At 61.5% G+C, this 21,332-nt stretch carries 15 protein-coding genes and 1 pseudogene; 6 read left to right on the forward strand and 10 right to left on the reverse strand.

Features of this window, described 5'->3' with window-relative positions; all coding sequences use genetic code 11:
- Positions 1–130: 130 nt before the first annotated feature.
- On the forward strand, positions 131–877 hold the full coding sequence (locus tag BW14_RS01685; protein ID WP_044088854.1) for a Fic family protein: 747 nt from the start codon (positions 131–133) through the stop codon (positions 875–877).
- A gap of 98 nt (positions 878–975) precedes the next feature.
- Here BW14_RS01685 and miaA read toward each other — a convergent pair whose 3' ends face one another.
- Positions 976–1,965: a tRNA (adenosine(37)-N6)-dimethylallyltransferase MiaA gene (gene miaA / locus BW14_RS01690; RefSeq protein WP_140489179.1), complete on the reverse strand. Its 990-nt coding sequence runs from the start codon at positions 1,963–1,965 to the stop codon at positions 976–978.
- A gap of 127 nt (positions 1,966–2,092) precedes the next feature.
- Positions 2,093–3,547: a tRNA (N6-isopentenyl adenosine(37)-C2)-methylthiotransferase MiaB gene (gene miaB / locus BW14_RS01695; RefSeq protein WP_044088852.1), complete on the reverse strand. Its 1,455-nt coding sequence runs from the start codon at positions 3,545–3,547 to the stop codon at positions 2,093–2,095.
- Between the two features lie 265 nt (positions 3,548–3,812).
- On the opposite strand from miaB, the gene BW14_RS01700 reads away from it, so the two are divergent.
- Positions 3,813–4,553 (forward strand): GTP pyrophosphokinase family protein, encoded by a 741-nt coding sequence (locus BW14_RS01700; protein WP_181162268.1) that lies wholly within the window; start codon positions 3,813–3,815, stop codon positions 4,551–4,553.
- 97 nt (positions 4,554–4,650) lie between these two features.
- Here the strand turns inward: BW14_RS01700 and BW14_RS01705 are convergent, their stop codons facing one another.
- The 3 genes and pseudogenes from BW14_RS01705 to BW14_RS01715 form a co-directional block, all read right to left on the reverse strand.
- Positions 4,651–5,703: a DMT family transporter gene (locus tag BW14_RS01705; protein ID WP_140489181.1), complete on the reverse strand. Its 1,053-nt coding sequence runs from the start codon at positions 5,701–5,703 to the stop codon at positions 4,651–4,653.
- Between the two features lie 164 nt (positions 5,704–5,867).
- Positions 5,868–6,712, reverse strand: a pseudogene (locus BW14_RS01710) (Bax inhibitor-1/YccA family protein).
- A gap of 184 nt (positions 6,713–6,896) precedes the next feature.
- Positions 6,897–7,478, reverse strand: a complete 582-nt coding sequence (locus BW14_RS01715; RefSeq protein ID WP_044088849.1) for an Ltp family lipoprotein — start codon at positions 7,476–7,478, stop codon at positions 6,897–6,899.
- A 342-nt stretch (positions 7,479–7,820) separates the two neighbouring features.
- Here BW14_RS01715 and BW14_RS01720 point away from each other — a divergent pair, with 342 nt between their 5' ends.
- The 4 genes from BW14_RS01720 (at position 7,821) to BW14_RS01735 (ending at position 12,963) form a co-directional block, all read left to right on the forward strand.
- On the forward strand, positions 7,821–9,074 hold the full coding sequence (locus BW14_RS01720; protein ID WP_181162269.1) for a sensor histidine kinase: 1,254 nt from the start codon (positions 7,821–7,823) through the stop codon (positions 9,072–9,074).
- Positions 9,075–9,126: 52 nt separating this feature from the next.
- A complete protein-coding gene (locus tag BW14_RS01725) occupies positions 9,127–9,837 on the forward strand; it encodes a response regulator transcription factor (protein ID WP_081977824.1) in 711 nt (236 codons plus the stop codon).
- A 153-nt stretch (positions 9,838–9,990) separates the two neighbouring features.
- Entirely contained in the window at positions 9,991–10,647 is a 657-nt protein-coding gene (locus BW14_RS01730; RefSeq protein ID WP_223848020.1) for a GNAT family N-acetyltransferase, read from the forward strand.
- 207 nt (positions 10,648–10,854) lie between these two features.
- Complete coding sequence (locus tag BW14_RS01735; RefSeq protein ID WP_140489156.1) at positions 10,855–12,963, forward strand: DUF262 domain-containing protein; 2,109 nt, start codon at positions 10,855–10,857, stop codon at positions 12,961–12,963.
- A gap of 58 nt (positions 12,964–13,021) precedes the next feature.
- On the opposite strand, the gene acnA is transcribed toward BW14_RS01735, so the two are convergent.
- From acnA to BW14_RS01760, 5 genes are all read right to left on the reverse strand, one after another.
- Positions 13,022–15,736, reverse strand: coding sequence for an aconitate hydratase AcnA (acnA, locus tag BW14_RS01740; protein ID WP_140462363.1), 2,715 nt, complete (start codon positions 15,734–15,736; stop codon positions 13,022–13,024).
- Positions 15,737–15,958: 222 nt separating this feature from the next.
- Complete coding sequence (locus BW14_RS01745; RefSeq protein WP_140489157.1) at positions 15,959–18,532, reverse strand: cation-translocating P-type ATPase; 2,574 nt, start codon at positions 18,530–18,532, stop codon at positions 15,959–15,961.
- Positions 18,533–18,596: 64 nt separating this feature from the next.
- Entirely contained in the window at positions 18,597–19,244 is a 648-nt protein-coding gene (locus BW14_RS01750) for a hypothetical protein (RefSeq protein WP_140489182.1), read from the reverse strand.
- Positions 19,245–19,290: 46 nt separating this feature from the next.
- Positions 19,291–20,577 (reverse strand): class I SAM-dependent RNA methyltransferase, encoded by a 1,287-nt coding sequence (locus BW14_RS01755; protein WP_140489158.1) that lies wholly within the window; start codon positions 20,575–20,577, stop codon positions 19,291–19,293.
- Positions 20,567–21,274: a DUF3159 domain-containing protein gene (locus BW14_RS01760; protein WP_044088842.1), complete on the reverse strand. Its 708-nt coding sequence runs from the start codon at positions 21,272–21,274 to the stop codon at positions 20,567–20,569. Before BW14_RS01760 ends, BW14_RS01755 begins: the two co-directional genes overlap by 11 nt.
- Positions 21,275–21,332: the final 58 nt, after the last annotated feature.

The following is a 21,332-nucleotide window of genomic DNA, read 5'->3' on the forward strand; positions in this document are numbered from 1 at the left end:
GTCTGATTCTACATGTACGGGGGTTCATGTCGCCGTATGACATGTTTCATGGCTTATCATGGGTTCCATGACACCCGCAGAGCGTGCGAGCGCAGTCGCATTTGCACTCAGGAACTGCGCACTGGAGGCGATGACGCCGGGCGAAGCGACGATGCGCGCCGCAGCCGCCTATGAGCAGGGCGTCCAGGATGTGAGCCATCTCATCGACGTGGCCGACGAGCAGACGGCCATGCGCCTGAACATCCTTGGGCCGAATGGCGAGAACCGTCTGTCAGACGGCAGCCTTGACGATCATGCCGCGAACCGTGCCGACGCGGTCTTTGCGCGCACGGTGCTGCTGGCGGAACGGCGTTGGAATCCCTCCGGCGATCTGGATGAGCTTGTGGCGATCCACCGCGGCCTGTTCGAGGGAGTGTTCGATGACGCCGGGAAACTGCGTACATCGAACACCACGCGCGAGATCACCAACGACCGCGCCCGCGCCAACAATCCCGAGGCCTTTTTCCCTGCCGGGCTCATAGAGACCGGAGCGCACAACATCGCGATGGAACTGGCGGACAACCGCAATCTGCATGCCCTGGACAGGGAAGTGTTCGTCCAAAAGTTCTCGGTCATATACGACGAGCTGGGCTATCTGCATCCGTTCCGCGGAGGCAACGCGATGGTACTGCGCATCTTCGGCTCCCGTCTCGCGCATGACGCGGGATGGGATCTCGACTGGGGCATGGTGACACGCGACATATATCGCACGGCCAAGCATACGGCGTATCGTGGGGATATCTCCGCATTCGAGCGCATGTTCGAGGCGATGCTGCGTCCAGCGAATCCGACGCGCGTGTTTCTGATTGCCGGTTGGGACCAGGGTCCTGCGCACTGAATACATGCGGCCTTACGGCTGCGATCTTTCCCTCAGTCAGCTTCGCTGACAGCACCCTCGTCAGAGGGAGCCAGAGCAGGGAGCCAGAGTGTGGTGTTTCAGGCGGCGGCGATGTCCCCAAGATGGTGTTGCACATAGGCATCAGCCTGAGCATCGATGGGATCGTAATCGCCAGCATCGGCATGGGCGATGATGGCCATCGCGTTGTCGACAAGCTTCGGATTCAACGCCTGAAGCCAATGGATGCGTGGATCACGGCCGAACCAGCCCATCTGTTTGCGTGCAAGACGCTTGGTCTTCTGGGCAATGTCGGCGAAGGCGTCGTATTCGTCCCAGATGCCGTCCAACAGGTCGATGATCTGCTGATAGCCGAGCGCACGCACGGCGGTGGCACCAAGATGCGGGCGTAGGCGCCGCACCTCCTCCACGAAACCGTTGGTCATCATCTGCTTGGTTCTCAGATCGATGCGCCGATCCAGTTCCTCACGGCTCAGGTCCAAACCGATCTGCACCGATGGGATGACATACCGATACCGCGGAAGACTCGCCGAGTATGGTTGTCCTGTAAGCTCGATGACCTCCAACGCCCGTATGGTGCGACGGGGGTTATGCGGGTCCATTCGCGCAGCGGCCTCAGGATCCTTGGCTTTGAGTTCGTCGAACAACGCGCCTGAGCCCTCGGTCTTCTCCCTCTCCTCATATTTCCTGCGCACGTCGGGGTCGGTGCCGGGGAAGGTGATGTCATCGATGGCCGCCCGCGCATACAATCCCGACCCGCCGACGAGAATCGGCCTGACGCCACGCGATTGCAAGTCGGCGATGGCTTCGCGGGCGAGCTGTTGGAAACGGGCCACGCTCATCGACTCTTCGGGATCAATGATGTCGATAAGATGATGCGGCACCGCAGCCTGCTCTTCGGCGGTCGGCTTGGCGGTGCCGATATCCATGCCGCGATACATCTGATAGGCATCCGCGTTGACGATCTCGGCCCGTTCGCCTTGCGCCGCCAGTCGTTGGGCGATGGCGATGCCGAGACCTGTTTTGCCCGAAGCGGTCGGGCCGACGATACTGACCACTCGCGGCGTGATGTGTGTTTCTTCCTGCACAGTCTCTCTCCCTAAACCAGCTCTGCGTCCAATCCCTGATCACAGGAACCTTGGTTGCACCCTGATGTCGAAGCAATCATAGAGATCGCAGAGCGCCGGACGTATGTCTTCAGTGGCGAACGGAATAGGTCTGTCCCGCGGCGGAATCGGGGTCCGCCAGCAGATTGTGCCGTCCGGCGTGGGTCACGGTCACCGTCACGAAATCGCCGATCTCCGGCACCGGCTGTCCCTCCGGCACGCCGATATGCACCAGCACCCCGGTTCTCTCGCGCCCGGTGACACGATGCGTGTCATTGTCCTTTTTCCCGAGTTTGCCGGTGATCATCACCTCGACGTCGCGCCCCACGAAGCTTTCCATGTTTTCCTGGGTGATCTCCTCCTGCAAGGCCACCAGACGGTCGAAGCGCTCCTGCACCACGTCACGGGGGATCTGAGGCATGGAGGCCGCCGGCGTGCCGGGTCTCGGCGAGTAGATGAACATGAATGCGGTGGAGAACCGTGCCTTACGCACCACGTCCAACGTGGCTTGGAAATCCTCCTCGGTCTCGCCGGGGAAGCCGACGATGATGTCGGTGGAGATCTGCGCGTCCGGCATGGCGGCGCGGATACGGCCGAGGATGTCGAGGAACTTGGCGGAACGATACGACCGGCGCATCGCGCGCAGGATGCGGTCCGACCCCGATTGCAGGGGGAAATGCAGCTGGTGCATCACGTTCGGGGTCTCGGCCATCGCGGCGATCACATCATCGGTGAACGCCGCCGGATGGGGCGAAGTGAACCTCACGCGCTCCAGCCCCTCGATGTCACCGCAGGCGCGCAGCAGTTTGCTGAAGGCATAACGGTCGCCGATGCCGTAGCCATAGGAGTTCACGTTCTGCCCAAGCAGCGTCACCTCTTTGGCCCCATTGGCCACGCACCGGCGGATTTCCGCGAGCACATCGCCAGGGCGACGGTCCTTCTCCTTGCCGCGGGTGGTGGGCACTATGCAGAAGGTGCACGTGTTGTTGCAGCCCACGGAAATCGCCACCCAAGAGCTGACGCGGGATGCGCGGGCGGCTGGCAGGTCGCTCGGGAATTCCTCGAGCTTGTCGCTGACCCGCACCTGGGGCTTGTCGGTGATGCGGTTCTGCTCCAGCAGTCTGGGCAGATCCTCGATGTTCTTGGTGCCGAACACGGCGGCTACCCACGGCTTCCGCTTCGCGATCGTCTCGCGGTCGAGCTGGGCCATGCATCCACCCACGGCGATCTGCAGGTTCGGCCGCTGCATCTTGATGCGGTTGAACAGGCCGATCGTGCCGTACATGCGTTCGGCGGCGTTCTCCCGCACCGCGCAGGTGTTGAGCACGATCACGTCGAAATCATGGGAATCGATCTGTTCCTGGGTGGCCGGCACATATCCATTGGCCTCAAGCACGCCGGCGATGCGTTCGGAATCGTGCACATTCATCTGGCATCCGAGCGTATGGATATGGAATACGCCCTTGCCGCGCTCCCCTGCTGCGATTTCCGCACCGTCAGCCTCAATCGAGGCGCGCTCCGCCTCGGTCATCATGTCTTCATTCATAAGGTGCGATTCTATCCAGTGGGTTCGTCATGGAGACAAACACTCGACAACTGCGTGGCATGCCCACATCCTGCGGCATCGAAGCCGCCCGCCCCGGACAGGATCGGACAGCATAGGGCAGCATCAGACAGGATCCTGTCCGGTATTGGATACATAGACGAATACGGGAGACTTGTGGATGCCTGTGGGCCACGACCGGAAAAGCATGTGCGACTTGAGGAGATTGTGCGCCGGCATTCAGGCCACGACAAGCAGGAACGGTATATTGGTGGTCGTGATACTTGACCGTCATAACCGTCTCAACACCGCCGACCTGAACGCCCGTCTGAAGATGCTCGACCTGCCCGGAGGCAGCTTCGACGCCGATCAGATCACCGAATTCATCGACCTGATGCAGGTCTACGAGGGAGCGATGTATGAGATCAGCACCAAACTGGAGATTCTCGACGACGAATTCCAGGTGCGTTTCAGCCATGATCCGATTCACCACATGGAGCGCCGCCTGAAATCGGTGAACTCCATCATCGGCAAGCTGGAGCGCAAAGGGCTGCCCGTCAGCGTCAACGCCATCAAGGACAACCTGTTCGATGTGGCGGGCATCCGCGTGATCTGCAATTACCGAGATGACGTCTATTCCGTATCCAACTATCTGTCTTCGCAGTCCGACATCCAGGTGCTCCGCGTCAAGGACTATATCAAGAAACCCAAGCAGAACGGATACCGTTCGCTGCACGTGATCTACGCGGTGCCGGTGTTCCTTTCCTCGGGCGCGCATTACACGCCCGTGGAGGTGCAGTTCCGCACCATCGCCATGGATTATTGGGCGTCACTGGAGCATGCGCTCCGATACAAGACCGACCTGCCGGACACCAAGCTCAACGAGCATTCGCAGACGTTGCTGGACTGCTCGCGCAGCCTGCAGAACATCGAGGTGCAGATGCAGAACATCCATCGCGACATCAATGGCGCGCCTCAGGTGGGCGAAGCACCGAAGACCTCGGATTGATGCGCAGGCAGGATGGCGTGGACAGTGGCGTGGACATAGGACATCATGAAGCGACTCCGGCCGACCAGATACAGCACTTCCACCGCCGAAACCGCACTCAGGAATCGCTTCCGTCACGGAACTTCGGGAGTTTGGCGGGGGCTTGGGCCAGCAGCGTGCCGAAGAAGATCAGCGCGCAACCGAGGTAGCCGCGCGGGGTCATGACCTCGCCGAGGAAGATCGCACCACCAACGGCCGAGAAGAACGATTCGAGGCTCATCAGCAGGCTCGCCCGCGTGGGCGGCACCCACTGCTGCCCCACCGCCTGCAAGGTGTAGGCAATGCCCACCGATCCAATGCCGGCATACAGAATCGGCAGCCAGGAATGCGCCGCCCCGACCCAATCCACCGAGCCTTCGATCATCGAGCCAATCCAGCTCAGGACCGCAGTGGTGCAAAACTGGCCGAACGACAGGACAATGGCGTTCACCTTGGAGCCTAGCGTGTCGATGATGAGGATATGGGCCGCGAACAGCACGGCAGTGAACAGCAACAGGATGTCCGCAAAGCCTATGGAGCCGAACCCGTCGGTGACGCACAGCAGGTAGAAGCCCACGACTGCAAACGCCACGGCCGCGCCGACCAGAATGCCGATACGACGGCGGAGGAACACGAAAGCCAGCAGCGGCACCATCACGATGTACAGGGCGGTGAGGAATCCGGCCCGACCGGCCGATTTGCCGTAGAGGATGCCGTATTGCTGCAGGGTGCTCGCGGTGAACAGCACCACTCCGCACAGCACGGAAACCACGATTGGATTGGCGAGCCATGCCGCCCAGAACGGCACGGCGTGCGTGCCATGCGCGGATGCGTCTTCTAACGTATCCGGCGACACTGAAACAGGTCGCCCGGAGTCAGCATCCGCAGAGCCTCCGATCTCGACGCTGTCGGCTCCGGCAACCCCCGCAGCAGTCGTTGCATCATCCACGGCGGCGACGGACGATCCCACACGCCCCCGCCAGCGCTGCCAAATCAGAATCGGCACAAGAGAGAGCGCGCCCAACGTGAATCGACTGGCGTTGAAGAACAGCGGCGACATGGAATCCATGCCCTGTACCTGCGCCACGAACGCGAAACCCCAGATCAGCGCGGTCAACAACAGGCAGAACATACCCATAAGCTCTTGTCTTCTCATGGGGCACCAACCTAACTCGCGTTTGTGTCGGGCATGAAAAAGCCCGGCCACATTGTGGTCGGGCTTGCTGTACCGCACTGTGGGTTGAGATGCCCACCTCATCGCACTGGGGGTTGAGAAGTGAGCCTCACAGGATGGCGTCAGTCGCGGTTGCCGAGCAACTGGAGGATGTAGAGGAACATGTTCACGAAGTCGAGGTACAGGTTCAACGCGCACAGGATGGAGATCTTCTTGACCATCTCCGGCCCCTGCGCCTCGTATGCAGGAACATGAGCACGACCTGCGAGATGATGAGCACGATGAGGCCGACCATGAGAATCGGACCGGCCTTGAGCATATTGATCTTGGTGGTCATGCCGAACATGGTGAGGGCGAAGAAGAACGCGGCGGTGATACCGAGCGCCAGGCCGATGGAGCCGAGGTCATAGACCATGAAGATGGAGCTCAGCGTGAATCCCATCAGTGCCGCGTACACGTAGAACATGACACGGGCGGTGGAGGACTTCATCTTGGTCACGCGCATGCCGAGCACCACGGCGAGTGCGACCTGTGCCACGCACAGGCCGATGAGACCGATCATGCCGGTGGCCATGAGGAAGCTGTAATAGGCGCCGGTGACCTGTCCGGCCACAGCCACGATGGCGGTGACGATCAGGCCGATGGTCATCTCGCCATAGACCTTGCTGACGGAAACGCGTCGCGCCTCTTCGACGTTGTAGGTCATCGTGGTGTTGATGGCGGCCGCGCCTGCGCCGGCACCTTGCGGCTGCGCGTACTGGTACTGCTGCTGGACGTTCTGATAGTTCATGCCGAACTGGTGTCCGCCCTGGGGAGCGCCGTAGTTCTGTCCGTATCCTGCCTGCTGGCCGTATCCGCCCTGCATGTACTGCTGTCCATATCCTGCCTGCTGGGCGGCGTTGTAGTCGGGGGTATTGTATTGCGGGTTGTACTGCCCGTTGTTCTGGGGCTGCTGACCGAATGTCATATTCGCTCCTTCATCTGTTGTTCCAGAACCAATCCTAGCCGAACAAACCTGAACGTTCCATGAAATCCCTCGTCTTAGGGCGAAACGTCGCTGTTGTCCGCCGCAGGCCGCGCAGCAGCACCAATCCCGCCTTCCGAAAGCGGATGGCGGGATTGGCGTAACGCCCCATCGCGAAAGAGATCGGTCATTCATTGAGATGCTGGATGGCGTAATCCGCTTCCTCGGCGGTGAATTTCTCCCCGTTCTCGCTGGTGAGCTGGTCTCGAATAGCCTCAGGCGACATGGACATGGTCTCCTGATAGTTCTTCGCCTTGGCCAGCGCATTCGCGTTCCAGTCCGCCTTGACGTTGTCGACGGCATATTGGGCGGCCTCGGCGGAGAACTTCTCACCGTATTCGCTGGTGAGCTGATCGTAGATGCCCTGCTTGGACATATGCATGACGGTCGCGTACGATTCCGCCTTCTTCAACGCGGATCGGTATTCGGCAGGCACGTCGGACTTCTGATCGGCACCGCCATTGTCGGCACTGTCGGTACCGGTGGAACCGGTATTTGTGGAGTCCTTGTCCGAACCAGCGTTATTGGTCGCGTTCTGGCTGGAGCTGCTCTGCGAGGACTGCGTCCCCGTCTGCCCAGATGCCCCTCCCATTTGACTGCCGATGGCCGCAATCACCACGATAATGACAAGCCAGAACCACCAACGTTTCCAGATTGGCTTTTTCGTTTTGGTTCCGGATGCCGATTGAGCCTCGTCTTGATGTGCCATGACGCTCTCCTTTCCTCGACTGCACCATTGCGGCGCAATGTCTTCCCGTTGATTGAATCGTTTTCGACGTTACCGTTCGACGGTCGCCGAAGGTAGTGGACGAATGGTCAGAGTCCTCTGCCCGGTCGGGCAATTTGCCGGGCATGGTTCCGCCCTGGCGTCCAGTGGCGGCAGGCTGGGACAGGCCATACAGTGGTATCCATGACTGATCGAAACGTTGCAGGTACGCAGCCGGAAAGAAAAGTACGCCACCGGATTTCGCCAAGTCGAAGAACAACGACTACGTCCAGACCTCAACCGGATGAGGTGCCTGTGATCACTAAGCGATGGTGCTCGGCGACCATGGTGCCATTGGCCAGTTTCATGTGTCTGTCGCAGACCTCGTTCTTTTCGAGGAATTTCGATCAGGATTCCGTCGGGTTCGTGCTGGTCGTCATATGTGTATTGGTCGCATTGCCGTCCGGTTTTCTGCTGCTGGCGCGCAACGAGTATCCGGAAGCGACATTCTGGATCTCCTGCATACTGGTCGTGGTGTTCCCGTTCGACTCATTGATCGCCTTGATGGCGATGACATCGTTGCTGGCCCGTAGATCCGACCGACACACGACCATACGGGCCGTCGCTGCGGGCACCATAGTAACGCTGATCAGCCAGTTGCGGGACGCCTTCCAACAACCTGACGCATCCATATGGCACTTGTTCTTCGCCGAACCGGATACCGGCGGCGATTCAGGTGAGCCGATTGTCATGATGGTGGAGGAACCGACCGTGGTGATCAGCGCGGCGGTGGCCTCTCTGATTTTCGTGGCCATCGCTGTGCTCATCGGCCTGCATATCCGGTCGCGCGCCAGCCTGCGCACGGCGAACGCGATGGCCGATGCAGCCACCACCCAAGCGGCGACATTGCAAAGCGACCTTCACAACCAGCAACTCGCCGACGCGATCGCCGCCGAAGCCCATGACACGCTTGCCCATTCGCTGTCCCTGATGGCGTTGAACGCCAGTGCACTCAAGGCGGAGGCTGACAGACTCGGAGACACGCCTGAGGCGAAGGCCTTGGCGGACAAGGCCGAAGACATTCGCCGCCAGTCGGCTGGAGCGTTGGACGAGGCGCATGCAATCATCGACATGCTGCGTAATCCGCAACAGGCGTGGGAGCAGCTCGCCCCATCCGACAACACCGCTTTGACCTGTGAATCATTGGACGCGTTGATCACCGATACGCGCAATTCCGGCACCTCGCTCAACACGTGGATCGATATCCAGCAGCTGAGTGCATTGGATGAGGCCATCAGCAAGGCCGCCTACCGGGCGATCCAAGAAGGATTGACGAACGCGCGGCGGCACGCCCCCGGCATGCCGGTCTCCTTGGAGGTCTCCGTGGCTCCGCAGTCCGGCGTGCACATCCATATCAGCAATCCGATGCCCGATACCGCTACCGATACCGCTACCGACAAAGCCGCTCACCGAGCAGGTCATGGCGCAGGGCTGCCCGGTCTTGCGGCCCGCGTGCATGCGGCAGGCGGACAATGCCGGTATGGCGTGGACGATCGCCACCTGTTCCACGTGGACGTGCAGTTGCCGTGGCGCAGCTAAGATGTCTTCTGTGAGCGAGAAGAACGGCAGTACCATATCCGCCGCACAGTCGGTGCCGGACGATGGCGCGCAGACTGATGCCGAAAGCATCGGGACAAGGCCGATCAGGGTCAGCATCATCGACGACGACCCGATGATCTGCCAAGCGATGAGTCTGATTCTGAACGATTATTCCCACGGGCGAATCGTGGTGGCTTCCTCATCCACCGATGGTGAGACGTGCGTGCGCCGAGCCGCGCTCGAACATCCGGATGTGGTGCTGATGGACATTGCCATGCCCGGAGTGGACGGCATCGAGGCGACCCGCCAACTGCGAGCGCTCTCCCCTGCTCCGCATGTGCTGATTCTGACTTCGCTGAGTCCCTCCGGCACCGTCGAACGTGCAGTGGAGGCGGGTGCCGAAGGATTCGTATCGAAGACCGACGCCCCGGACTGCATCATCCGCCGCATCATCGGCGTATGCACAGGCGAGCCCCAATTCAATGCGGTCAGCCAAAAACAGCTGATCGACGGCTTGAGCAAGTCGCGTCCCCAATCGCGCAGGGACGAGGCGCGGGCATTGCTCGATGCATTGCCCGACCGCGAGCGCGAGGCCGTGATGCTCGCGGCGGAAGGCTATACGAACGCCGAAATCGCCTCCCGGATGTTCATCTCGGAACGTACCGCCAAGGCGCATCTTTCCTCGGCCGCCGACAAGCTCGACATGGGCCGCGTGCAGATGGCCCGATTGGTGGAGCGCGCCGACCTGCCGGCACGATTGTAGGCTTTATATAGGCCGCGTCTCTTCGGCGGATTGCCTGAGTACGCTCCCGCTCCCGCACAATGGCCTCTCCCAGTCGGATTCCGCCGCAAACGCCGCACACGGTATCGCAGCACAGTGCAGTTCCGCCCCTGGGCATAAGGCATAATGAAACACATGCAAGAACTTGAGCATGAGACCGCAACGATTCGCCCTTTGCAGCGAGACGACCACCCCGCACTGATCGATCTGGTGCGACGCACTTGGTATGCCGACTTCAGCGAACGCATCGGCATGCTCGCGGCCGAGGCCGACTGGGAGAACTGTCTGGCCCGAACCACCAACGCCTATACCGCAGTGGTGGATGGCAAACCGGTCGCGCTGATTCTGGGCCGCATCGACTCACGTGAGACCCGGAACCGATGCAATACGCATGCCTGCAGGTATCTCCGTCTCCTGGGCGGGCTCATGCGCTCCCGTGAAGGCCTGCGTGCAGCCCATGAAATCGTGGGCATCCTCGCCTTGGATCGGATGCTGCGCAGTCGGGCTTCGCGATCCGGCCATGATTATGCCGCCGAAGTGGTGCTCTTCGCGCTCTCGCCTGAAGCCCAAGGCCATGGTCTGGGCAAGCGTATGTTCCGGAGGATGCTCGATGATTTCCGCAGGAGCGGCATGACGAAGTACTTCCTGTTCACGGACACCTCCTGCAATGTGGGCTTCTACGCCCATCATGGGCTCGAGCGGATAGCGTCCATCGATCTGGACGCATCCCGATACCATCATGACGACATGTCCTTCTATCTCTATGAGGGCGCGGTTCCCGAGCACGACTGACGCCACGAGACTGTACTTGCTACGGAGCGCTCCACAACACAAACCGCATCGCCGGCATACGCGCGGATACCGCCCCCGCGTTTGCCTGCTTGCGCTGGTAAGCTGAACTGCGGAACTGTTGCATGCGGATGCGAGTGCGGTATCCATCGGCACATGCATGCGAGCGGCTCCGGCAACCGACGGCGAAGGGGCGGACAGGGGGATCATATGGCCATCAACGCACGGGAACTGCCACTGGGAAAGGTGTTCACACCGGATTTCCGTTTCACGGTGCCCTCCTTCCAGCGGGCGTATATCTGGAAGTCCGAGAACATTCTCCAACTGGTCAGTGATCTGCATGACGCCTCGAAAACGCCGCAGACCCCGTATTTCCTCGGCTCATTAATCTTGGTCCGCCACGGTGACAACCGCTATGACGTCATCGACGGGCAGCAGCGGTTGGTATCCCTGTCCATCATCATCGCCGTGCTGCGCGATCTGGAACAGGACGCCGACCTGATGCACCAGCTCGACGCGCTGCTGGTGGAACCCGGCGACAAGCTGCGCGGCATCATCAGCGAGCCACGGCTCACATTGCGTGAACGCGACGCGTCATTCTTCCGGGAACACGTCCAAGAGGACAACCTCGAATCCGTGTTCGACATGGACAACGACGATCTGGCCACCGCCGCGCAACGCAATATGGTGACGAACATCCGGAATGTGTACGACGAGATATCCGCGTGGGGCATGTCCGCACGGCAGCAGTTCGCCCAATACCTCGTCAATCAGGTCACCTTGGTCATCGTCACGACCGACAACCTTGATGGCGCCCATCGCATCTTCGACGTGATGAACATGCGGGGATTGCCGCTCACGCCGTCCGACGTCTTCAAGGCACGAGCCACATCCGGGCTCAGTGACGCGGAGCTTGACGCCTATACCGAACGCTGGGACGACATCATCGACCCGATTAGCGACGATCCGCATGAGAGCGACGAGTTCTTTTCCTACCTATATCTCATCCTCGCCCATGAGCCGGATACCGGCAAGCTCATCGAGGATTTCCTCGACAATGTGCTCAGGCCCCATATCGACAACGGCACGGTGGCCTCGTTCATCAACACCGTGCTCGCCCCGTATGCGATGGCGTGGCGCATCATCTCCAAACCCAACGAGACGATACTGCCCGCCGAAATCCGGCATCGTCTCGAGGGACTGAACGACTACCGCAACCATGAGTGGAAGCCCGTAGCCATGTGGGCGCTGGTCAACTCGTATCGTCAGCTGGGCAATCCCGATTGCCCGCCGTTCACACAACGCGGCTCACGGAGTGTCAAGGCATCGACGTCGCTCGCCGCATTGGAGCCCCACGATGAACGCCGTCTGCAGGAGATCCTGTCGGCCCTTGAGCGCGTGACCGGAATCCGTACGCTGATCCGGACAGACATCACAGACAGACGCGGGTATGCGAACGCCGCCATCCGCGATCTCGACAAGGGATATCTGGTCGAACGGTGCAACGGTCTGAAAGTCCGCGACGACGACCAGGAGAATGCCGTGGTGCGTCTACAAGGGGAACTGCAATCAGACAATGCATTGGTTCGACTGCTGCTCATCCGCGCCAATGAGCAGAAAGCGCAATCTCACCTTGATAGGCCTCGCAAATGCAGTGCACTGCCTATCATGCCGGTGAATATTGAACATTCGAAATCGTTCAGTGACTGGTCACCCGAGCAGCATGACCATTGGCTGTATCGACTGGGCAATCTGGCACTGGTCCAAGGCACCGAGGAGCAGCTGGACAAGTTCGGCGAGTTCGCCGCACGCCGTGACCGCATGCTCATGCGCTCGGATTCACGCCGTTTCCCTTTGACCAATGAGCTGAAGGATTACAACGACTGCACGCCTTCGCTGCTTGAGAAGCGGCAGACGGAGACGGTTCGACTCATTGTGGATTATTGGGGCATCCGTTATGACCGCAACAACAACGATCTCACCGTGCAAGGCATCGATCAGCTTGCGCAGTCGCCGACGACGCACGCAGCACACAGTTCGAAACGTGTGACCATCCGTCAGGTGATTCAGGCCGGACTGTTGGTGCCCGGCGAACGATTGGTCTGGGAGCGACCTCGCAAAGGCGAACGCTGGTATGCCACGGTGACGGAGAACGGACGGTTCCGCTTGGATGACGGCTCGGAATACCCGACGCCCACTGCGGCAGCCCGTGCCGCTGCGGGAGGCCGTCGCAGCGGCGGGCTCGAAGTATGGAAGCGCACGTCCAATGGTCAGAAGCTCAGTGACATCTGGAAGCAGTGCCGTCTGCAGTCCCACTGATCCATATGACCCGTGAATGCAAGACGGTCGGAGACATGGCCCCGACCGTCTTGTTGCGCTACTTCATGAGGTTGCGCAGCACGTACTGGAGGATGCCGCCGTTACGGTAGTAGTCGGCCTCACCGGGGGTGTCGATGCGCACGACCGCATCGAACTCAGTCGTGGAGCCGTCCTTGTGCGTGGCGGTGACGTGCACGGTCTTCGGCGTCGTACCGGAGTTGAGCTTCTCCACGCCGGCGATGTCGTACGTCTCGGTGCCATCGAGCCCCAGCGACTTATAGGATTCGCCTTCAGGGAACTGCAGGGGTAGCACGCCCATGCCGATGAGGTTGGAGCGGTGGATGCGTTCGAAGCTCTCGGTGATGACGGCTTTGACGCCGAGCATCAGCGTGCCCTTGGCGGCCCAGTCGCGCGAGGAGCCGGTGCCGTATTCCTTGCCGGCCAGCACCACAAGCGGCGTGCCCGCTGCCTTGTAGTTCAGCGACGCGTCGAAGATCGTGGACGGCTTACCGGTCGTGAAGTCATAGGTGAAGCCGCCGGGCGTGACCTCCTCGCCCACAGAGGCGAGCAACTGGTTGCGAAGTCGGATGTTGCCGAACGTGCCGCGCACCATCACCTCGTGATTGCCTCGGCGGGAACCGTAAGAGTTGAAGTTCTTCGGGGCCACGCCGCGGTCGGTGAGGTATTTGCCGGCAGGGCTGGACGCCTTGAACGCACCGGCCGGGGAGATGTGGTCGGTGGTCACGGAGTCGCCGAGCAATGCGAGCACGCGGGCACCGTGGATGTCCTCAACCGGGTCCGGCACGGCCTTCATGCCGTCGAAGAACGTCTGCTTGCGCACATAGGTGGACTTCGGATCCCAGGCGAACAGCTCGCCTTCAGGCACGTCGAGGCCCTTCCAGCGGCGGTCGCCGTCGAACACGGAGGCGTAGTCCTTGAGGAACATCTCACGGCTGACCGTGCCGTTCACCACGGCGGCCACCTCTTCGTTGGTCGGCCAGATGTCCTTGAGATAGACGTCATTGCCGTCCTTGTCAACGCCGAGCGGCTGGGTCTCGAAGTCGAAGTCCATCGTGCCGGCGAGCGCGTAGGCGATCACGAGCGGCGGCGAGGCGAGGTAGTTCATCTTGACGTCCGGGCTGATGCGTCCCTCGAAGTTGCGGTTGCCCGAGAGCACTGCGGTGACGGTCAGGTCGTTGGCGTTGATGGCCTCAGAGATCTCGGGCAGCAGCGGTCCGGAGTTACCGATGCAGGTGGCGCAGCCGAAACCGACGAGCTCGTAGCCGAGCGCGTCGAGGTCGTCCTGCAGTCCGGCGGCCTTGAGGTAGTCGGCCACCACCTGGGAGCCGGGGGCGAGCGAGGTCTTGACCCACGGCTTGGGCTTGAGTCCCAGCGCGTGCGCGTTGCGGGCAATCAGGCCGGCGGCCACCATGACGGACGGGTTGGAAGTGTTGGTGCAGGAGGTGATCGAGGCGATGGCCACGTCGCCGTTGGTGATGTCGAAATCGCCGCGGAAGTCGGTGGAGACGGCGATCGGCTCGTGGGCGGTCTTCTCGGTCTCGTACGCGGGCAGCGTGTCCTCGAACGTGGACTTGGCCGTGGCGAGCGTGATGCGGTCCTGCGGACGCTTCGGGCCGGCGATGGACGGCACCACGGTGCCGAGGTCCAGCTCCATGTATTCGGAGTACTTCGGTTCGACGTAGTCCGGATCGTTGGCGTCGCCCCACAGCTTGTTGGCCTTGGCGTACGCCTCGACGAGCGCGACCTGCTCGTCCGAGCGGCCGGTCAGGCGCAGGTAGTCGAGCGTGACGTCGTCAATCGGGAAGATGCCACAGGTGGAGCCGAACTCCGGGCTCATGTTGCCGATGGTGGCGCGGTTCGCCAGCGGCACGGAAGCGATGCCCTCGCCGTAGAACTCCACGAACTTGCCAACCACGCCGTGCTTGCGCAGCATGTCGGTGATGGTCAGCACCACATCGGTGGCGGTGACGCCCTCGGGGATGGAGCCGGTGAGCTTGAAGCCCACGACGCGCGGCACGAGCATGGAGATGGGCTGGCCGAGCATGGCGGCCTCGGCCTCGATGCCGCCCACGCCCCAGCCGAGCACGCCGAGGCCGTTTTCGGTGGTGGTGTGCGAGTCGGTGCCGACGCAGGAGTCGAGGTAGGCGAGCTCACGGCCATCGTTCAGTCCGGATGCCTCGGCGGTCTTGGTCATGACGACCTTGGCCAGGTATTCGATGTTGACCTGGTGGATGATGCCGGTTCCCGGCGGTACGACGCGGAAGTTACGGAACGCCTGCTGCCCCCAACGCAGGAACTGGTAGCGTTCGCCGTTGCGCTGGTATTCGATGTCCATGTTCTGCTCGACCGCGTCGGCGATGCCGTACTTGTCGATCTGCACGGAGTGGTCGATGACCATGTCCGACTGGACCTGCGGGTTGATGACCTCCGGGTCGCCGCCGAGGTCCTTGACCGCGTCGCGCATGGTGGCGAGGTCCACGATGCACGGCACGCCGGTGAAGTCCTGCATGACCACGCGGCTCGGGGTGAACTGGATCTCGTGGCTGGGCTGCGCGTCGGGGTCCCAGTCGAGCAGGGCCTTGACGTGCTCGTCGGTGATGTTGGCGCCGTCGATGTTGCGCACGAGATTTTCGACCAGCACCTTCAGCGAGTACGGCAAGTGGTCGACGCCATCGAGATTGGCGATGTTGTAGTAATCGAAGTCCTTGCCGGCCGTGTGCAGGGTGGCCAGTTGGGCGTCACGTAAGGACATGCTTCCTCCGAATCATGAATCGGCTCTTGTCGCCGTAGATTATCCGCTTGTTATGGTACGGGTACGTTACTTTGCCTCTGGCGTGTCGGACTGAAACGTGAGACAATGCAGCGACTTTCTTTCAGCTGACTTCGGGGAGGGACTGGCGAAGGAGCCCAACTCCCCTCAGTCAGCTACGCTGACAGCTCCCCTCAGAGAGGGGAGCCGGCGATATACGGCACACTAGATATTGATTCCGCTTCGGCGTAGGAACCGGGCCAGAATGCTGCCGGCCTTCGGCACCAGCCATAGGCACAGCACGAAAATGACCGCTGCGCCGGCGAGGGCGATGAGCGTGGCGGTCAGCGTGGTGCCGGTGGGCAGGATGAGCGCGAAGAACCGCGCAACGAACGGGATGAACGTGCCGATGACGCCAGCGGTGGCGAAGAACGCCACCAGTCCGCCGCGCCAACTGTTGAGCGGACTTGCGACACGTGCGAGCACGAACACGCCCATCAGGAACAGGATGATGGCGCTGGTGGCGCGCAAGGCGGAGAGGTCATCGTCGTTGCCTGTGATGTTCCAGCCCATGACGCCGGGCAGGAACCAAGCGGCCAGCAGCACGGAAAGCGCCGTGGCCACACCGCCCGGGAGCGCGAACTTGATTACGCGCTTCAGGAATCCCGGGACGTAGCGTCGCGTGTTCGGCGCGAGCGCCAGGATGAACGCCGGCATGCCGATGGTGAGCGCACCGATGTAGGTGATGTGGCGGGGCAAGTACGGGTATGGGATTTGCGTCAGTACCACACCGAGCGAAATCAGCGCCGAATACACGGTTTTGACGAGGAACAGGCTGGCGACCCGTTCCATGTTGGCCATGACCTGACGTCCACGCGCCACGACGTCGGGCAGATGGGAGAATCTGGAATCCACCAACACCACTTGCGCCACGGCCTTGGTGGCGGGCGCCGCGTTGCCCATGGCGATGCCGAGATCGGCCTCTTTCAAGGCCAAGGCATCGTTGACGCCGTCGCCGGTCATCGCCACCACATGATGCTGCGTGTGCAGCGCCTGTACAATGGCCTTTTTCTGATCGGGCAGCACGCGCCCGAGCACGTCGACATGCTCCAGCACCCGGGCGAGCTCATGGATGTCGTCAGGCAATTCACGCGCGTCCAAGGCCACCGGCTCACGGTCGCCGGTGAGTCCGACCCGGCGTGCGATGGCACCAACCGTCACCGGATTGTCGCCGGAGATCACGCGGCATCGCACGCCTTGCTCACGGAACCATGCCAGCGTCCGCTCGGCATCGTCGCGAATCCGTTCGGAGCACAGCACCAGCGCGACGGGTTGCGCCTGCGGGTCAAGTCGTGGAGTATCGGCGCTGACGGCGCCAGCGGTCTCCCCCATTGGATTGTCGCCCATTGCATCGTGTCCCGCTGAACCATGACGCAGGCTTCCTTCAGAATTGCAGTCCGCAGAACGGGCGAGCAACAGCACCCGATCGCCGTCATCGGCATATTCGTTGACCTGCCGCAGTATGTCGGCGTTGTCGCCCTGCAATGCAGCCAATATGACTTCCGGAGCGCCCATGAACCACCGTTCGCCCCTCTCGTCCACCACTGAGCTCCACTTGCGGGCCGAGGAGAACGGAATACGCGCACGAACCGTTCCTGCGACGAACCCCTGCGCCGTCAGGCCAGCAAGCACCGCTTGCCCAGTGCCGTTGGGCTGCTCCTCATTGCAGCAGTCGTACAGCGCCTGTGCGACGGTCCGCTCGGCCGCGACGCCATGTCCGCCGACATCGGCCGCATCCTCCAGCATGATGAGCCGGTCGAAGGCGATGCCGCCATCGGTGATGGTGCCGGTCTTGTCAAGGTTCAACGCATCGACGCGGGCGAGCGTCTCCACGGATTCCAGTTCCTGCACCAGCGTGTTGTGCCGGGCGAGTCGCATCGCGGCCACCGCGAAATTCAGCGAAGTCAACAGCACGAGGCCTTCGGGGATCATGCCCACCACGCCCGCCACCGCCGACACCACGGCCCCACGCCATTCACCGGTCGTGAACGCATGGTTCCAGCCTCCGACCGTGCGGATCTGCGACCAGATGAGCAGCACGCACAGCGGCACCACCAGGAAGGTCATGAATTTCAGAATCGTATTGATGCCTTTGTTGAGATCGGATACGGTCTTCTTGTAGACCTTCGCCTGCGCGGTGAGCGTTGCCGCATAGGAGTGCGCTCCCACGGCGCTCACCCTGACCAGCGCCATGCCGGAGACCGCGGTGGCACCGGAGCAGATCTGCTCCCCCACCTTGTGCCGGACGGTCCGCGATTCACCGGTCAGCATGGATTCGTCCAGTTCCAGACCCCAAGTATGGATGATTCGTCCGTCGGCAGGCACCTGTTCACCAGATCGAATCCACAGCAGATCATCCATGACGATATCGCTATGGGATACCGCGACATCATTGCCACCACGGCGTACAAGCACATCGGACGCGACCAGAATGGAAAGCCTGTCCAGCGTGCGCTTCGCCTTGAGCTCGGTCACGATCCCGATGCCGGTGTTGATGATGATGACGAAGCCGAACACCGCGTCCTTCCATGATCCGGTGATCAGCACCAGTACCATGGCGGCGAAGATGATGCCGTTGAACAGTGTGAACACGTTGGCGCGCACGATGTCCTTCACCGAACGTGACGTGGAGTCCTTCATCGCGTTCGTCTGCCCGGCTTCGATGCGCTTGGCCACTTCCTCGGCGTTCAGGCCGGTCTCGTCGATTTCGGGCATTGCCGCGGCTGCTGTTGCACTCATGCCATCCAGCCTACCGTGCCGTATGGCGCAATGCGTTCAGGCTCGGGGATGATTCGGCGTGATGTCACATGGTGGTGACAGCGATAGAGCGCTCGTGCGGCTCGTCGCGAATGACCGCCAGCACCGCGTCGCCGATGCGCTCGGCATTGGCGTCACGGTCGTTGATGGTGAGCGTGGCCGCGTAAAGCAGATCATTGTCGGGCACAGCAACAGGATTGAGCAGGGCGACTGCGATGCCTGCCTCCCTGGCGTTGCCGAGTGTCTGCTCCCATGTATCACGGTTGGCATCGGTAATGGCGATGCCGCTGACGATGATGATGTCCACGGCACGGGCGACGTAATCGGCGACCGCATGCTGCGCAGTGATATCCGAATCGGCGGCATCGGTGCCGTCAGCATCAGTGCCGTCAGCACCTGCATCGGCAGCAGTATCGGAGGCAGCCGTACCAGCAGCATCGGAAGCATCGGAATCCAGCGAAGCATAGTACACACTGATGCCGTCGTCGGCCATGGCATCTATGGCGAGCTTGTCCGCGGCGGTATCCGTGGAGCCGACGAACCCGACTTCCGCATCCGATGTATGGATTGAATCATGGGCGACGGCGGGAGGATTGTCCTGCGTATCGCCCACCGCACGATTGACCGGCGTGCATGCGCCCAACGACAACACCAATGCGGTGCAGGACACAACCACCATAATCCGTCGTCTCATAGTGGGCATGATAGCCGCACCCCGGCGATAACGGTCCGGATGCGCATCAGCGGACGAACAGGGCCACCGTCTCGACATGATGCGTCATCGGGTATATGTCGAACGACCTGATGTCGCTGAGCTCATAACCTTCCGCAATCAGCGTGGCGGTATCTCGGGCCAATGATGTGGGGTCGCAGGCGATGTACACCACAGTGGGTGCCCCGGATGCCGCGATCTGACGGCAAACCTTGGCCCGGGCCCCGGCGCGTGGCGGGTCGAGTACCACCACATCCGGCTTGGCCAGATCTGCAGGCACATGAAGTAACGTATGCGAGACGTCACCCGTGCGAGCGTCCACATTGGTCAGTCCGGCAGCGCGGAGATTGCGCTGTGCGTTCTTGACAGCGACCGCCGCACCTTCAACGCTCAACATGCGGGTGCGTTCGCCGGTCATGGTGGCCAGCGGCAGGGCGAAGAGCCCCGATCCCGAATACAGATCCCAGATCACCGGTGCCGGCGCGCCTTGCAGCCGCCCGTTCACCAGATCGACGACATGCGCGCCAAGCGCGATCGGCGCCTGACGATGAATCTGCCAGAAGCCATTGGCATCCACCTGGTAGGTGAACGGACGGCCGTTGATGGTCACCCGTTCGGTCAGCAATTGCGAACCGGCACGCAGCTCTCCGTCAACAAGTACGGCATAATCATCGCCATTGCCATGATTTCCGGAGGATACGCCGGACTCCATGCCGTCCGCGCGCGGTTCGGGTACAGACAACCGAATCTGGCTTCCGGGTGCAAAGCCACCATCCCATACATGCTCGCGTTCGGCCACATCCAGGAGCGCCTGAGTGGCGAGCGGCATGGTGTCAAGGGCCACACGATTATGGGTGCCACGGCGACGCATGGACGGCCGTCCCTGTTCATCGGCGATCATCTCGATGCGTGTACGCCAGTGCAGACCCCCGAGTTCCTCATCGCCGGGCATGCGCTCGATGGGCACCGCCACATCGATGTGACCGAGGCGGCTCATCTGCTCCGAAACGGTGATGGCTTTCCATGTCAACTGTCCTTGCAGCGAGACGTGCACGAGATCGGCACCGCCCACTCCCCCGCCCATGGCCAATGGTCCGGCAAGCGGCCATGCAGGACTGACACGATCCTCGGACGCTTCGATCACCTCCACGACCTCGCCGGTCCAGAAACGGTCGTCGCGATCGTGCGGCTCGTCGAGCTCGACCCGGACGAGTTCGCCGGGCAGGGCGAAACGCACGAAGACCACACGCCCATCGATATGGGCTACGCAACGGCCTTGATCGGCGTATCGTTCGATGCGGACTTCAGCTTGCATCCTCGTTCTCATCCTTTCGCGCGGTCTTATGACGGTGCAGCGGCGTGGCGATGATGAGGTAGCTCACCCAGATGGCAAGCGCCCAGAACGGAATGCCCATCAGCAGCCTGGTCACGCCAAGCGCCGCGACATGATCGGTCACATACAACGGCACCTGTACGATCAGACGCAGTGCGAACACCGCCACCCATAGTCCGGTGATGATCGTATAGGCGCGTTTCAGCGCCTCATCGTTCATCCAATCCTGGAACCATGCCTTGAACCGTTCGGTGGGCATCTGCCGGATGAATTCCACAACCAGTCCCAAGCCGGGCACACGAACCATCAGCGAGACCGACAACAGTACCAGATAGATGGCATTGGTCAGAAAGCCGAACATATAGTAGTTGCGCGCCTCATGACTTTTCCATGCCCAGATCAGGCAAATGCCCACTGCCACAAGCCCGGACACCGCGCCCATCACCGACTGGCGCTGGCAGAGACGCACAATGACCTGCAGCACCGCCAGCACAGCAGACACCGCAATGGTGAGGTTCAGGTTGCTTGTAGCCACGAACAGGACGACGAACACCACACCGGGCAGCATCGACTCGATGACGCCGCGCGGACCGCCGATCGCCTCGATGACCGAAAAATCCTCGTCGCCATTGCCGGCATCCGCCAGCGCCGACAGGCCGGTACGTTTCTTATCTGTCAAGTCTCTTCCTCTATCCGTGGAGTTCCCACCGTGAGAGATTCACCGTGAAAGTCCTCGA

Origin of the sequence: Bifidobacterium sp. UTBIF-68, from assembly GCF_006408855.1 — a bacterium.
In the GTDB taxonomy this organism is placed as follows: Bacteria; Actinomycetota; Actinomycetes; order Actinomycetales; family Bifidobacteriaceae; genus Bifidobacterium; species Bifidobacterium reuteri.

Excerpts from the sequence above, each read along its gene's own strand:
- BW14_RS01685 (WP_044088854.1), top strand. The coding sequence starts at position 131 with ATGACGCCGGGCGAAGCGACGATGCGCGCCGCAGCCGCCTATGAGCAG.
- miaB (WP_044088852.1), bottom strand. The coding sequence starts at position 3,547 with ATGAATGAAGACATGATGACCGAGGCGGAGCGCGCCTCGATTGAGGCT.
- BW14_RS01705 (WP_140489181.1), bottom strand. The coding sequence starts at position 5,703 with ATGTTCTGCCTGTTGTTGACCGCGCTGATCTGGGGTTTCGCGTTCGTG.
- BW14_RS01715 (WP_044088849.1), bottom strand. The coding sequence starts at position 7,478 with ATGGCACATCAAGACGAGGCTCAATCGGCATCCGGAACCAAAACGAAA.
- BW14_RS01720 (WP_181162269.1), top strand. The coding sequence starts at position 7,821 with ATGGTGCCATTGGCCAGTTTCATGTGTCTGTCGCAGACCTCGTTCTTT.
- BW14_RS01730 (WP_223848020.1), top strand. The coding sequence starts at position 9,991 with ATGCAAGAACTTGAGCATGAGACCGCAACGATTCGCCCTTTGCAGCGA.
- BW14_RS01735 (WP_140489156.1), top strand. The coding sequence starts at position 10,855 with ATGGCCATCAACGCACGGGAACTGCCACTGGGAAAGGTGTTCACACCG.
- acnA (WP_140462363.1), bottom strand. The coding sequence starts at position 15,736 with ATGTCCTTACGTGACGCCCAACTGGCCACCCTGCACACGGCCGGCAAG.
- BW14_RS01745 (WP_140489157.1), bottom strand. The coding sequence starts at position 18,532 with ATGAGTGCAACAGCAGCCGCGGCAATGCCCGAAATCGACGAGACCGGC.
- BW14_RS01750 (WP_140489182.1), bottom strand. The coding sequence starts at position 19,244 with ATGAGACGACGGATTATGGTGGTTGTGTCCTGCACCGCATTGGTGTTG.
- BW14_RS01755 (WP_140489158.1), bottom strand. The coding sequence starts at position 20,577 with ATGCAAGCTGAAGTCCGCATCGAACGATACGCCGATCAAGGCCGTTGC.